Below are 12,185 nucleotides of genomic sequence, written 5' to 3'. Positions count from 1 at the left end.
CTTTATCGCGCGTGCATGTGGTGCTCAGCTTGGCTGTCGGCGCGTTTGTCGGCGGCTTGGTGGCCGGTATGCCTTTGGAGAATGTAACCAACGCGGCCGGCGATGTGGTGCAGCAAGGGATTATTCCTGTTTTTAACGAAGGCCTGAAAGGCGGGGCGCAAATCGCGCTGTCTTATGCCATGCTCGGCGCATTTGCCATGGCCATCACGCATTCCGGCCTGCCGCAACAGCTCGCCGGCGTGATTATCCGCAAGCTCAACGGCGGCGAAGGCAATGCGAAAGGCGAAGGCGCGGTCAAATGGTTACTGTTGGCGATTATTTTGTGCATGGGCGTGATGAGCCAAAACGTTGTGCCGATTCATATCGCGTTTATCCCGATGATTATTCCGCCGCTGCTGTTGGTGTTCAACCGTTTGAAACTCGACCGCCGCCTGGTGGCCTGCGTGATTACGTTTGGCTTGGTAACGACTTATATGTTCCTGCCTTACGGTTTCGGCGCCATCTTCTTGAACGACATCATGTTGGGCAATATCCGCTCGGCAGGCATGGACACCGGCGGCATCAATGTGATGCACGCAATGGCGATTCCGGCTTTGGGCATGGTCTCCGGTTTGCTGCTGGCCTTTTTGCACTACCGCAAGCCGCGCATTTATCAAAACAACGCCGCCGATACGGAAGACAATCGTGAAGCGGTGCAGCAGCAAGAGCCGTCAACCTATCGCAGCTTGGTAGCGGCCGTGGCAATTGCCGTGTGCTTTGCCATCCAGCTTTTGTATGAAAACTCGTTGGTATTGGGCGCGATGTTGGGCTTTGCCGTGTTTATGATGTTGGGCGTGATGAACCGCTCCGCCGCCAGCGATGTGTTCGGCGAAGGCATTAAAATGATGGCGATGGTCGGCTTTATTATGATTGCGGCACAAGGTTTCGCCGCCGTCATGAACGCGACCGGCGACATTCAGCCTTTGGTCGAACGCAGCATGGCTTTGTTCGGAAGCAATAAAGGCATGGCCGCCTTTACCATGCTGTTTGTCGGCCTGCTGGTAACCATGGGCATCGGCTCGTCTTTCTCCACCTTGCCGATTATTACCGCGATTTATGTGCCTTTATGCATCAGCTTAGGTTTCTCCCCAATGGCTACCGTGGCCATCGTCGGCACGGCAGGCGCACTGGGCGATGCGGGCTCCCCTGCTTCCGACTCAACGCTCGGCCCGACCATGGGTTTGAACGCCGACGGTCAGCACGACCACATCCGCGATTCGGTTATCCCGACCTTTATCCACTACAATATCCCGCTGATGGTTGCCGGCTGGATTGCCGCGATGGTGCTGTAATATGAGCGATATTCAGGAATTGGAACACCGCGTCACCGAGCTGGAAATTCAGACGGCCTTGCAGGAAGACTTAATCGGCAGCTTGAACGACACCATCGCCAAGATGCAGCAGGCTTTGGATTTGCAGCAAGGCCAATTGCGGCTGCTGTATCAACGGATGCAGGACAAAGGCGCAAACGGCGAACGCGAACCGTACAGCCTGCGCGACGAGATTCCGCCGCATTATTGATAACCTAAAAAAAGGGCGTGTTGGATACATGCCCTTTTCTTTCATAGCAAAGGCCGTCTGAAAGTCAATCAAGCTTTCAGACGGCCTTTTAAACAATCCAACCTTACAAACAAGCCAATTCGTTGGCCATTTGCTGCTCGACGGTTTCACGTTGGCGGATAAGTTTGTATCCGCTGCCGTCAACCAATACTTCCGCCGCACGGTTGCGCGTGTTGTAGTTGCTCGCCATGCTTGAACCATACGCACCGGCGCTGCGGATAAGCAGTAAATCCCCTTCTTCGCAGGCGATGGTGCGGTCTTTGCCGAGGAAGTCGCCGGTTTCGCAAATCGGGCCGACGATATTGGCCGTCAGAGGCTCAATGTCTTTGGTTTCGACCGCTTCGATGTGATGATAGGCGTCATAAAGCGCCGGACGCATCAAATCGTTCATCGCCGCATCGACCATCACAAAGTTTTTCTCTTCGCCATATTTGACGAACTCGACGTGCGTCAACAACGCACCGGCATTACCAACCAAGCTGCGGCCAGGCTCGAGAACCAGTTTCAGACGGCGTGTACCGATCAGTTTTTGAACTTCTTTGGCATACGCACCCAAATCAGGCACATTTTCGTCTTGGTAAACAATGCCGACACCGCCGCCCAAGTCCAAGTGTTCCAACACAATGCCTTCGTCTGCCAGTTGGTCGACCAAGGCCAAGATACGTTCGCAGGCTTCGATGAGCGGGCTGAGGTCGGTCAATTGCGAGCCGATATGGCAGTCGATACCGATGATTTTCAAATGGCTTTGTCGGGAAGCATGACGATAGGCCTCAAGCGCATCGGCATAGGCAATACCGAATTTGTTGGCTTTCAAACCGGTGGAGATATAAGGATGGGTTTTGGCATCGACATCAGGATTGACGCGCAGGGAAACCGGAGCGACCTTACCCAAACGCGCGGCAACTTTCTGAATACGGTCGATTTCGGGAATGCTTTCCATATTGAAGCATTTCACGCCTACATTCAGCGCAAACTCAATTTCTGCTTCACTCTTACCCACACCGGAAAAAATCGTTTTCGCCGCATCGCCACCTGCCGCTAAAACACGCGCCAACTCACCGCCGGACACAATGTCAAAACCGCTCCCCAAAGAAGCAAAGTGTTTGATGATGCTCAGGTTGCCATTGGCTTTAACTGCATAGCAGACAAGCGGGTTCAAAGCAGCAAACGCGGTTTGGTAGTTTTCAAACGCCTCGGTCAGCGCAGATTTGCTGTACACATAAAGCGGCGTGCCGAATTCCTCGGCAAGGTGGGAATAAGGGATTTGTTCGCAGGATAAGGTCATGTTTGTGAAGTCTTTTTTTAATCGTTGGTTTGAGTGGTCGGCTCTTTGGCCGTATCGAATTTCAAGCCGGTCTGAATCACGCCGAAGCGCGCCTTGTCGCCTTCTCTGGGCAGGTAGAGGTCGCCTTTGTAGCCGCAGGCAGAGAGCAGCAGAGCTGTTGCCGCTGCAAAAAATACGCCGTATTTCATCAGTAAAACTTTCTTCATCATTACGAATGTGGCAAGATTCGGTATCTTAAACAAAAACCACACAAAAAGCCATGATGACCGAAAGCGAATTCATCCACCTGAGCGAAGAATTGTTTGAACACATTGAAGATCAAATCGATGAAAACGGCTGGGATTTCGACTGCCAGTTTGCCGGAAACGTCCTGACCATCGAAGCCGAAGACGGCACGCAAATCATCGTCAACCGCCACACGCCCAACCAAGAATTGTGGATTGCCGCCAAAAGCGGCGGCTACCATTTCGCCGAGCAAAACGGCAAATGGCTGGCAACACGCGACGGACGGGATTTCTACGATGTTTTGAACGAAGCACTGAGCGCGGCTTCAGGAGAAGCAGTCAATATTGCCGAATTGTGATTTAATTTTTACCATAAAAGATTGTTACCCAATGGCACAATTACCTCTGTATCGGACTGCCGAAATCAAAGATTTTACTGTCGGCACGCCTCAAATTTTGGAATCATTTTTCGAGCATATCCCTTATGGTGTTGTCTTTGAAGATGATGGCAACACAGGTTACTTCTATGCCGCTTCGCAAGACGGGATTCTAGATGCCTTACACATCTACAATGTCGAAGATGTATCCGACAAACATATCCCCAATCATATTTTGATCTTATGGGACGAAGCCTGCACCATAGCCGCATTGTGCATTAATGATTACATCCATGCTGTATTTGATTTTGTCGAACAGGCAGGATATTGCCGCAACGGTTTCCCTGAAGCACACGGAGAATGGCTGAAAGTCAAAGACCGCCTGTTGGACGATCAATTACTGAACAAACTCCTATCTAGAAAACCCATATAAACCACCCAAAAGGATACCCCAATGCCCCTACTAGACAGTTTCAAAGTTGACCACACCCGTATGCACGCCCCTGCCGTACGCGTGGCCAAAACCATGACCACGCCCAAAGGCGACACCATTACCGTATTTGACCTGCGTTTTTGCATTCCCAACAAAGAAATCCTGCCCGAAAAAGGCATTCACACGCTGGAGCATTTGTTCGCCGGCTTTATGCGCGACCACTTAAACGGCAACGGCGTCGAAATCATCGACATTTCCCCGATGGGCTGCCGCACTGGTTTCTACATGAGCCTCATCGGTACGCCCGACGAGCAAAAAGTGGCCGACGCATGGCTCGCTTCGATGCAGGATGTTTTGACCGTCCAAGACCAAAGCAAAATCCCCGAGTTGAACGAATACCAATGCGGTACCTACTTGATGCACTCGCTTGCCGAAGCGCACGAAATCGCCCAAAACGTTTTGGCACGCAAAGTAGCCGTCAATAAAAACGAAGAGCTGACATTGGACGAAAGCCTGTTGAACGCTTAATACGCGATGACAACGAAGGCCGTCTGAAACTTTAAGAGAAAGAAAATTTCAGACGGCCTAAGACCTTTTATTTCGATTTTCAACCTTTCAGCCGCAGTTTTACACCGCCTAAAAATAAGTTGGCGGTTGCTGACAATGTACATAGTATAATTGCACTTTGAAAAAACAACCTGATTCTATTGCCTTTATGAAACCGTTTTTCTGCAAAACCGCTATTGCCCTCAGCCTGACCTTCCCTGCCGCCGCCAACGCTGCCGAGTATGTCTGCAATGTTGAAGGCATCACTGTTTACGCATCACACCCACTCAACAATACCTGCCGCACAGTTGACACAAACAACACCGTGGAAAGCAGCGTTGCTGCAGAACCAAACGTATTCACCGAATCCGAAACAGCAAGCAGTAAAACTGTTACAATTCCAAGCGACACGCCGGTTTTAAAAACAGTACAGACAACGGAATTCAAAGCTACCGCCGCTGACTACATCAATACCCCCCGTGTAACGCCTGCCGTACAAACCCCTGTTATAGCTGTTCGAAATGAAAACGGTATCCCTGCACCTATTTCCATTCCGATGGCACAAACTCGACAAGCTGTGCCAGCAAATAAAACCATTGCAAACAGCGTAATTGTTCCCAACAATACGCCTGCTTTGGAAATATCAGCCGTTGCAAAACCTGAAAACTATGTTGTTGATACTGCTACCCACAACACAACTTCTGCCGTACAAACGCAGACAACTGCCGTTCAAGAGGACAACACTATTGTTCCTCCAATGCTCGCCGCGCAAACCCAACCTACCGTTGCAACCGACAAAGCCATTGCAGACGGCGTAATCGTTCCCAACAATACACCTACTCTGGAAGCGCCGCCCACAATAAAAGCCGAAGACTATGTTGCCGACACTACTGTCCGCAATACAACTCCTGTCGCCCCTGCCCAACCTACTGCTTCTACCGAAAAAACTGTTTCAGACGGCCTCGCCATTCTTAATGAAACAACAGTTGATCAACCTATCGTACCTGCAATTCAAATCCCACAAGAGATTGTTCAAAATCCTACTGTTCAGCCGCAAATTTCAGCTAGCCAAAATAGCCATGCGGTAACAACTCAAGATGAAGCGCTCGATAAAACACCAGCCAAAGCTGAGACTAAGCGCAAAGGCAAAACTTATGCCAAAACATCTTCTCGACGCAAAGCCAAGTTCAGCCGCAGCAAAGCCGACAAGACTGACGTTGTTCATTCATCTGAAGAACAAGCTGCCAAACCAATTACCACGACTTCATCCGAACCAAGCACACCGGCAACCTCTACTCCGGCAGAGCATGGTAAAACCACAGCCCCTACACCTTTCCCTAAAGCATACAAACCGGCAGCCGACATTTTGCTGGATAAAGGAAATAACGACAGCGATATTAAAATTCTGCCGAACGTACCGATTACCAGCGTAACCAACACAGCCGAAGCCGCCAATCCGCGTCTGAATATTATTTTGCGCAACCGCCCGGGCAAATCACGCGCTTCATCATACAGCAAATATAAAGCCCCTGTGATCCGCACTGCCCCTGTGGTTACGCCGGCACCTAAGCCAAGTCCTAAGGAAACCCGCAAACAAATATTGCAGACCGAAGTACGCAACGAACAGGCCGCTATTACCCGCCTTCAAACACAGCTGAATGCAGCCAAACAAAAAGGCGACCAAATTAAAATCCAACAGCTGACCCGTACCATCAATGCCCGTAAAGCGAATATCCGTGCGATTCAAGGCGAGATGTCCCGTTGATTGATTGTGATGAAAAAGGCCGTCTGAAAGTTTTTCAGACGGCCTTTTTAATGACGTAAACTTTTTTATTCAACAGACAAATACTTTCGCTAAAATCATTTGCCGATCACGCTAAAGTACATTTCTTCACATCACTACCCTCGCACGCCATCACTTTTTCTATCCAGTCGGCGATATCTTGCCAATAATATTGCGGCTTTTCAGACGGCCTCTCAGGCTGCATTCCTTCATCATTCAACACAACGGGAACACCCTGTTCTACACCGACTTCAAGCAGAATCCAGACGCTGCCTTCATGGGTATCGGCATGTGCTGCTTGATGCTCATATGTCCAGCCAACCGCAGCTTGACCGCCATTTTGCAAAGACTGCATCGCCAGTAATAATGGGTGAAAGCAGGTATCCATATTATTGTCGGCAGCAACAACCAAAGTTGCACCATGCGTGCCTAACGCTTGCGCGGCATGAAAAACGGGGGAATTGTGCAGATTGGCAATGAAGTCAAACGGCATCGCGGCGTGATGGTTCAATACATTATCCGCCATTTTTTCAAACACGGATGGCGAAGAAAACGGCGTACCGAGAAAAACAGCGCAATCAGAACGGATTTCGCTTTGTTCCTTCAGTTGCCCTGCGCCAAGCGCGGCAATCAAACTCAAGCGGCTGAGGCGGCGGGTATCTATATCGCTTTGCTGCTTTAAGGTTTGTTTGAGGATTTTACCGCCGGTGTCGACGTCCGTATCAAAACGCACGGCGGCGGTAATGCGGATATGAGGATTTACAGTTGCCATTGCCATACCAAAGATGTGTTGCTGCCGCCAAAGCCAAACTGATTGGCCAAACAGAAAAAGCCGCCTTTTGGTAAAGCCGCGTACTCGGAAAAACGAATTTCCCGCCCCTGATAATCGCTGCTTTTGCCTTGTTTTAAAGCGGATAAAAGCAGGGCTGTTTCAAGGGCTGCCGTTGCGCCAAGCGTGTGTCCGATTTGCGGTTTGAACGCCATCAAAGGCGGCAGCGTACCGAATATATTTTCCAGCGCGGCCAATTCGGCGGCATCGCTGTCAGCCGTGCCGATGCCGTGTGTTTTAACGGCTGCAATGTTTTCAGGAGCGATGCCTGCAATATCCAAAGCGCGTCGCATCACTTGCTCCTGCGCTTGTCCATCGCTTTGAATCAGGTCATTGCCTGTATTGGCGGCGTGTCCGATAAGTTTCAGACGGCCTGAAGAAAATTTAGGAGCAGCGGAAGATAAGGCAAGTGCGGCAACACCTTCGCCTAAAATCAAACCGTTTCCGCCAAAAGGCTGATAGTGTTCGGCCAGCAAACCCAAGCTGTGAAAATGCAGCAAAGTCAGCCGGTTGAGGTTTTCAATACCAAGTACAAAGGCACGCTCCATCCCGCCGCGCAAACAATTATCCGCCTGAATGAGCGCATGGGCGGATGAAGTACAGGCAGTAGCGAAACTGAAAATCTGCCGATTGCCGCTGCGCCGGCGCAGATCTTCGGCGAGATAAAGCAGACTGTGTTCTTCTTCCGCCCTATTGCCTGCAAGATAGCGGTTTTCATATTCGGAGATGGCATAGGAGCTGGAACCGATAAACACCGGCGCATCGTGCCAGCTTTCAGACGGCCAGCCTGCATTTTCGGCGGCTCGGCGCAAATGTTGTTCGGCAATATCCGCAAATTCCTTCCGCCCCAAACTGTCGCCGGCGAATGCACGAAAATAAGCAGCCTGCTGCGGCTGGTTTAAAAACATATAAGATACCGCGTCAGGCCGTCTGAAATCCGTTTGCGGATTCAAGGCAGACGTGGCCGCCGTACCGCAAACCCAACTCACGCGCCATGCTCCGCGCGGATAAACGCCGCCAAATCGCGTACGCACATCATATGTTTGCGCACCATACGGTCGCCCTGCAGGCGCACTTGAAAATACTGTTGCAAGGCAACGCTGATTTGCAGCGCATCAAGCGAATCCAAACCGACCGGACTGTCATCGCCAAACAAAAGCGCATCGTCGGTGAAATCATCCATATCCACATCGTCGGCCTTATCGGCCTCTTGCACGATTAACTTTTTCAATTCCGCTTCCAGCTCGTGCTCGGCCAGCGTAAAGGTGTAAGACATTTTCAAACTCCCATTTTTATCTCATGACGCAACAGCTTGTTTGAGAGAAACTCGCTACGCTCGTTTTAGCGAAACTCGCTACGCTCGTTTTCAGACGGCCTGAACTTTATGCAAAATCGCCCCAAAGCGTCTGCATGGCGGCAATGGCCGCAAGTGAGGCGGTTTCGGTACGCAACACCCGTTTGCCAAGCGTAACGGATTGAAAACCGGCATCAAATGCCTGCTGCTCTTCCTTCTCCGTCCAGCCGCCTTCTGGGCCGACCATAAACACGACTTTGCCGGATTGCGGCCGAACATCGCTTAGCTTTTGAGCGCGGTTCAAGCTCATTAACAGTTTGGCCGTTTCCTGCGGCAACTGTTGCAGAGCCTGCGCATAAGTCACCAGCGGCAAAACCTTCGGCACAATATTGCGGCCGCTTTGTTCACACGCCGAAACGACGATTTCCTGCCAACGCGCCACCCGCTTTTCAGCGCGCTCGCCGCTTAAGCGCACGACACAGCGTTCGCTGATGACCGGGCGAATTTCCGTCACGCCCAATTCCACGCTTTTTTGCAAAGTGAAATCCATGCGCTCTGCGGCGGATACCGCCTGCACCAACGTAATGTTCAGCGGCGACTCGTTGTCCGTTGTCTCTTCACGCAAAATCCGCACGCTGGCGCGGCGTTTTTCCAAAACTTCGGGCAAAGCCGGATATGACTTGCCATTGCCGTTGAACAACACGATTTCTTCCGTATTTTTCACGCGCAATACATTCAGATGGCGCACCACATTATCGGGCAATTCGACCACGCTGTCGGGGCTTAAGGCAAAATCAACATAAAATCGGGGCATGGTTTCCTGCTTTATTCATGTATATAATTTAAATTTAAAATTTCATGAATGAAGTTGAAACACAGCGATATGCTCCTGCCTGCTTTCGCTTTCATCCACTATAATTTGAAAACTTCCCGAATTTTAATCCACTGTCGCGCAAAACTGCAAAAAACAAGGATATGCCGTGCTATACCGTTTACAGAAAGTCGTCCGCCACATCGCCCAAACCGAAGTCATGCCGCGTTTTCTGAATACGCCGTCACGACGCAAGGAAGACGGTTCGGTTTTGAGTGAAGCAGATTTGGCCGCACAAACTGCTTTTGCCGCCGCCCTGCCCTTATTGGAAGATTGTCCGATGTTGGGCGAGGAGATGAGCGTTCAGGAGCAAACCCATTTATGGAACGAACATTCAGACGGCCTGTGGATTGTCGACCCCATCGACGGCACAAACAACTTCGTCAACGGTTTGCCGCATTTTGCCGTATCCGTCGCACTGGTTAAAAACGGGCGCACCGAGTTGGGCGTGATTTACAATCCGGTCAGCGGCGAATGTTTCTACGCCGAACGCGGCAAAGGCGCATTTCTCAACGGTACGCCGCTGCCGCTGCGTTCGGTAGAAAAAAAACTCAGCGAATCCATTGCCGGCGTAGAAATCAAATACCTGCGCTCGGGCAAACTCGCCAGCCGCATGAACACCCTCGCCCCATTCGGTACAATCCGCAGCATGGGCAGCAGCACGCTCGATTGGTGCTACCTTGCCAGCGGCCGCTACGATATTTACATCCACGGCGGTCAAAAGCTGTGGGACTACGCTGCCGGCGCATTGATTTTTGAAGAAGCCGGCGGCTGCCTGACCACTTTGGAAGGCGATGATTTCTGGAGTGGCGAGCACGTTTTCAAGCGTTCCGTCATCGCCGCTTTGCAACCCGAGCTGTTCAAACAATGGGTGAAATGGATTCGCGAAAATCAGTAAAAATACCGTTTATCTTCAAAAAATCACGATTATCTTGCAACTTATTGAAATTATTTCACTTCTTAACAGCATTTAATACTAAAAACGGTAAAATATTAATCGCTGACACAACACCGCTCTTTCATCCCTTTTGGGCGGTGCAGCAAGTAAGACGTTTTCCCGCAATGTATTGGCCATTCATACTTCTCCCTTAGTATGAATGGTTTTTTTTATCTGCAAAAACAGCTCAGGCCGTCTGAATGTTCAGACGGCCTGTTTACATGACTATTTGAAAAACTGTCCGCAACACGCCTTAAACTTTTTGCCCGAACCGCACAAACAAGGCTGTTTCATCGTCGGCAAAGCAACGGTTGGATCAATAAAGTACCAACGTCCGTCTATTTTCACGAACGCCGACAACTCATGATGGCACTCGGTTTGCCCATTCTCCTCAAAATACGCCTCAAACTCGACCAAAGCATGCAGCTTGCCAAACGGCACATGACGGATAACCTTCAATCCCGACCACTGCGTCTGCTGACTCCATGCCGCCAAATCCTGCTTGTCCAACAAATTCTGCTGTGCAGGGACGGTCGTGTCCACGATATAGTCGATTTCCTGCAAAACATACGCACTGTAACGCGAGCGCATCAACTCTTCCGCCGTCGAAGCCGCCGCCTCACACGCATGAAACGGTGCGCAACATTCCGCATAAACGCGCCCCGACTGACAAGGGCAAAGTGTAGCCGTCATTCCTAATTACCCAAATAAATCTATTTCAAAATTATAACGCAAACCCGACTCAGGCCGTCTGAAAACGAGCGCAGCGAGTTTCGCCAAAATAAACGCAACAATCTGATATAATGCGCCTTTTCGATTTTGATTATCCATATGACCATTCCCGTCCAAAGCATCAGCCGCCTGTTGCCGCAAACCCAATGCCGCGAGTGCGGCTATGAAGGCTGCTTACCCTATGCGCGCGCCCTGTCCGCAGGAGAAGCGCCGATAAACCTGTGCGCGCCGGGTGGGGAAACCGTCATGAAAGACCTGGCCGACCTGTTGGGCAAGCCCTACCTCGCGCCGGCAAAAACACAAATCAAAGCCGTGGCCCTGATTGACGAATCCGCCTGTATCGGCTGTACCACCTGCATCCGCGCCTGTCCTGTCGATGCCATTATGGGCGCGTCCAAACTGATGCACACCGTCATCAGCGACGAATGCACCGGCTGCGGCTTATGCGTTACCCCCTGCCCCGTCGACTGCATCGACATGGTTCCCGTATCGCAGCCCTTCCTGCCGTCCGCACGCCGTTTCAGCACCTCTGCCGAACTGCGCTTTGCCGCCGCCGAACACGCACAAAGCCGTTTTGAACGCCATACCGCGCGCAAACAGCGCGACGATGCCGAACGCAAAGCCCTGCTGGCGCAACGCGAAGCCGCCGTCAAAGCCAAACAGGCCGCACAGGCACAAACCCAAACAGCCGCACCAAGCGCCGCATTCAACCCCATGGATTTGATTGCCAAAGCCATGGCCAAAGCGCAATCGCAACAGGACAAACTCGTCTCCTCCGACAACCGCGAAGACTTCAAAGCGCGCCAAATCGAAGAAGCCAAAGAACGCGCCGAAGTGCGCCGCGCTCAACGTGATGCCAAATACGGCAACGAAACCGAAAAAGCCGCCGCCATCGAATTTCTGCGCCGCCACAAAGCCGAGCAGGAAGCGGCCAAAGAAGCCCACTGATTTCCAAAACAACAAACCTATTCCGACCACTTCAGGCCGTCTGAAAACATTGCACGAAAACCAATAACTTTATGACCACACAAGAATTTCCACACCAGCATACCGCCCATTGCGAAAGCGGTGTGATGTCCACTCTGCTCAAATACCATGGCCACAATTTAGACGAAGCCATGATTTTCGGCATTGCCCACGCACTGACGTTTGTCTGGATGCCGCTGATCAAATTAAACGGCATGCCGCTGGTTTCCTACCGTACCGCGCCGCGCAGCATCATCAAAAACACCTGCAAAGCATTGGGGCTGAAATTATCCGTCCGCAAATTTTCCG

The 12,185-nt window shown here is 51.1% G+C and carries 16 protein-coding genes; 9 read left to right on the top strand and 7 right to left on the bottom strand.

The features are described from left to right. Positions 1-1,331: Na+/H+ antiporter family protein (locus tag ACTHUT_RS08450; protein WP_440418730.1), on the top strand; the 1,331-nt coding region annotated here is incomplete at its 5' end. Position 1,332: 1 nt separating this feature from the next. Then, positions 1,333-1,560 carry a SlyX family protein gene (locus ACTHUT_RS08445; RefSeq protein WP_004518924.1) on the top strand — a complete coding sequence of 76 codons (228 nt, stop codon included), beginning with the start codon at positions 1,333-1,335 and terminating at the stop codon, positions 1,558-1,560. Between the two features lie 103 nt (positions 1,561-1,663). Here the strand turns inward: ACTHUT_RS08445 and lysA are convergent, their stop codons facing one another. Both lysA and lptM read right to left on the bottom strand, forming a co-directional pair. Further along, entirely contained in the window at positions 1,664-2,884 is a 1,221-nt protein-coding gene (gene lysA, locus ACTHUT_RS08440; protein ID WP_440386009.1) for a diaminopimelate decarboxylase, read from the bottom strand. A gap of 17 nt (positions 2,885-2,901) precedes the next feature. Continuing rightward, entirely contained in the window at positions 2,902-3,093 is a 192-nt protein-coding gene (gene lptM / locus ACTHUT_RS08435; RefSeq protein ID WP_434061407.1) for an LPS translocon maturation chaperone LptM, read from the bottom strand. Positions 3,094-3,143: 50 nt separating this feature from the next. Between lptM and cyaY the strand changes: the two genes are divergently transcribed. From cyaY to ACTHUT_RS08415, 4 genes are all read left to right on the top strand, one after another. Continuing rightward, positions 3,144-3,467 (top strand): iron donor protein CyaY, encoded by a 324-nt coding sequence (gene cyaY / locus ACTHUT_RS08430; protein ID WP_440386008.1) that lies wholly within the window; start codon positions 3,144-3,146, stop codon positions 3,465-3,467. A gap of 31 nt (positions 3,468-3,498) precedes the next feature. Further along, on the top strand, positions 3,499-3,918 hold the full coding sequence (locus ACTHUT_RS08425) for a DUF2251 domain-containing protein (RefSeq protein ID WP_314059153.1): 420 nt from the start codon (positions 3,499-3,501) through the stop codon (positions 3,916-3,918). Positions 3,919-3,939: 21 nt separating this feature from the next. After that, the gene (luxS, locus tag ACTHUT_RS08420) at positions 3,940-4,446 is read left to right on the top strand and encodes an S-ribosylhomocysteine lyase (protein ID WP_004518928.1); all 507 of its coding nucleotides are present in this window, start codon (positions 3,940-3,942) and stop codon (positions 4,444-4,446) included. Between the two features lie 187 nt (positions 4,447-4,633). After that, a complete protein-coding gene (locus tag ACTHUT_RS08415; protein WP_440418729.1) occupies positions 4,634-6,229 on the top strand; it encodes a hypothetical protein in 1,596 nt (531 codons plus the stop codon). A gap of 106 nt (positions 6,230-6,335) precedes the next feature. Here the strand turns inward: ACTHUT_RS08415 and ACTHUT_RS08410 are convergent, their stop codons facing one another. The 4 genes from ACTHUT_RS08410 to ACTHUT_RS08395 all read right to left on the bottom strand — a co-directional run bounded on the left by ACTHUT_RS08410 (position 6,336) and on the right by ACTHUT_RS08395 (position 9,184). Continuing rightward, positions 6,336-7,025 (bottom strand): hypothetical protein, encoded by a 690-nt coding sequence (locus ACTHUT_RS08410; RefSeq protein WP_440386006.1) that lies wholly within the window; start codon positions 7,023-7,025, stop codon positions 6,336-6,338. Then, entirely contained in the window at positions 7,007-8,065 is a 1,059-nt protein-coding gene (locus tag ACTHUT_RS08405; RefSeq protein WP_440386150.1) for a beta-ketoacyl synthase N-terminal-like domain-containing protein, read from the bottom strand. Before ACTHUT_RS08405 ends, ACTHUT_RS08410 begins: the two co-directional genes overlap by 19 nt. Further along, the gene (locus ACTHUT_RS08400) at positions 8,062-8,352 is read right to left on the bottom strand and encodes an acyl carrier protein (RefSeq protein ID WP_003748215.1); all 291 of its coding nucleotides are present in this window, start codon (positions 8,350-8,352) and stop codon (positions 8,062-8,064) included. Before ACTHUT_RS08400 ends, ACTHUT_RS08405 begins: the two co-directional genes overlap by 4 nt. Before the next feature lie 106 nt (positions 8,353-8,458). Continuing rightward, complete coding sequence (locus ACTHUT_RS08395) at positions 8,459-9,184, bottom strand: 16S rRNA (uracil(1498)-N(3))-methyltransferase (protein ID WP_440386005.1); 726 nt, start codon at positions 9,182-9,184, stop codon at positions 8,459-8,461. 166 nt (positions 9,185-9,350) lie between these two features. On the opposite strand from ACTHUT_RS08395, the gene ACTHUT_RS08390 reads away from it, so the two are divergent. Next, a complete protein-coding gene (locus tag ACTHUT_RS08390) occupies positions 9,351-10,139 on the top strand; it encodes an inositol monophosphatase family protein (RefSeq protein ID WP_440386004.1) in 789 nt (262 codons plus the stop codon). Between the two features lie 264 nt (positions 10,140-10,403). On the opposite strand, the gene ACTHUT_RS08385 is transcribed toward ACTHUT_RS08390, so the two are convergent. Beyond that, positions 10,404-10,871, bottom strand: coding sequence for a YchJ family protein (locus ACTHUT_RS08385; RefSeq protein WP_440386003.1), 468 nt, complete (start codon positions 10,869-10,871; stop codon positions 10,404-10,406). 138 nt (positions 10,872-11,009) lie between these two features. Here ACTHUT_RS08385 and ACTHUT_RS08380 point away from each other — a divergent pair, with 138 nt between their 5' ends. Together ACTHUT_RS08380 and ACTHUT_RS08375 are read left to right on the top strand one after the other, a co-directional pair. Then, complete coding sequence (locus ACTHUT_RS08380) at positions 11,010-11,858, top strand: RnfABCDGE type electron transport complex subunit B (protein ID WP_440386002.1); 849 nt, start codon at positions 11,010-11,012, stop codon at positions 11,856-11,858. A 71-nt stretch (positions 11,859-11,929) separates the two neighbouring features. Then, positions 11,930-12,185 (top strand): BtrH N-terminal domain-containing protein (locus tag ACTHUT_RS08375; RefSeq protein WP_440418728.1); only part of this gene is annotated, 256 nt, incomplete at its 3' end.

Source organism: Neisseria sp. P0022.S010, assembly GCF_051956635.1.
Note: the sequence above shows the minus strand (reverse complement) of the source record. Positions and strands in the feature narration are given on the sequence as shown.

Bases quoted from the DNA above. Each gene is read 5' to 3' on its own strand.
- luxS (WP_004518928.1), top strand. From the start codon at position 3,940: ATGCCCCTACTAGACAGTTTCAAAGTTGACCACACCCGTATGCACGCC.
- ACTHUT_RS08415 (WP_440418729.1), top strand. From the start codon at position 4,634: ATGAAACCGTTTTTCTGCAAAACCGCTATTGCCCTCAGCCTGACCTTC.
- ACTHUT_RS08425 (WP_314059153.1), top strand. From the start codon at position 3,499: ATGGCACAATTACCTCTGTATCGGACTGCCGAAATCAAAGATTTTACT.
- lysA (WP_440386009.1), bottom strand. From the start codon at position 2,884: ATGACCTTATCCTGCGAACAAATCCCTTATTCCCACCTTGCCGAGGAA.
- ACTHUT_RS08385 (WP_440386003.1), bottom strand. From the start codon at position 10,871: ATGACGGCTACACTTTGCCCTTGTCAGTCGGGGCGCGTTTATGCGGAA.
- ACTHUT_RS08400 (WP_003748215.1), bottom strand. From the start codon at position 8,352: ATGTCTTACACCTTTACGCTGGCCGAGCACGAGCTGGAAGCGGAATTG.
- ACTHUT_RS08395 (WP_440386005.1), bottom strand. From the start codon at position 9,184: ATGCCCCGATTTTATGTTGATTTTGCCTTAAGCCCCGACAGCGTGGTC.
- ACTHUT_RS08380 (WP_440386002.1), top strand. From the start codon at position 11,010: ATGACCATTCCCGTCCAAAGCATCAGCCGCCTGTTGCCGCAAACCCAA.
- ACTHUT_RS08445 (WP_004518924.1), top strand. From the start codon at position 1,333: ATGAGCGATATTCAGGAATTGGAACACCGCGTCACCGAGCTGGAAATT.
- cyaY (WP_440386008.1), top strand. From the start codon at position 3,144: ATGATGACCGAAAGCGAATTCATCCACCTGAGCGAAGAATTGTTTGAA.
- ACTHUT_RS08410 (WP_440386006.1), bottom strand. From the start codon at position 7,025: ATGGCAATGGCAACTGTAAATCCTCATATCCGCATTACCGCCGCCGTG.
- lptM (WP_434061407.1), bottom strand. From the start codon at position 3,093: ATGATGAAGAAAGTTTTACTGATGAAATACGGCGTATTTTTTGCAGCG.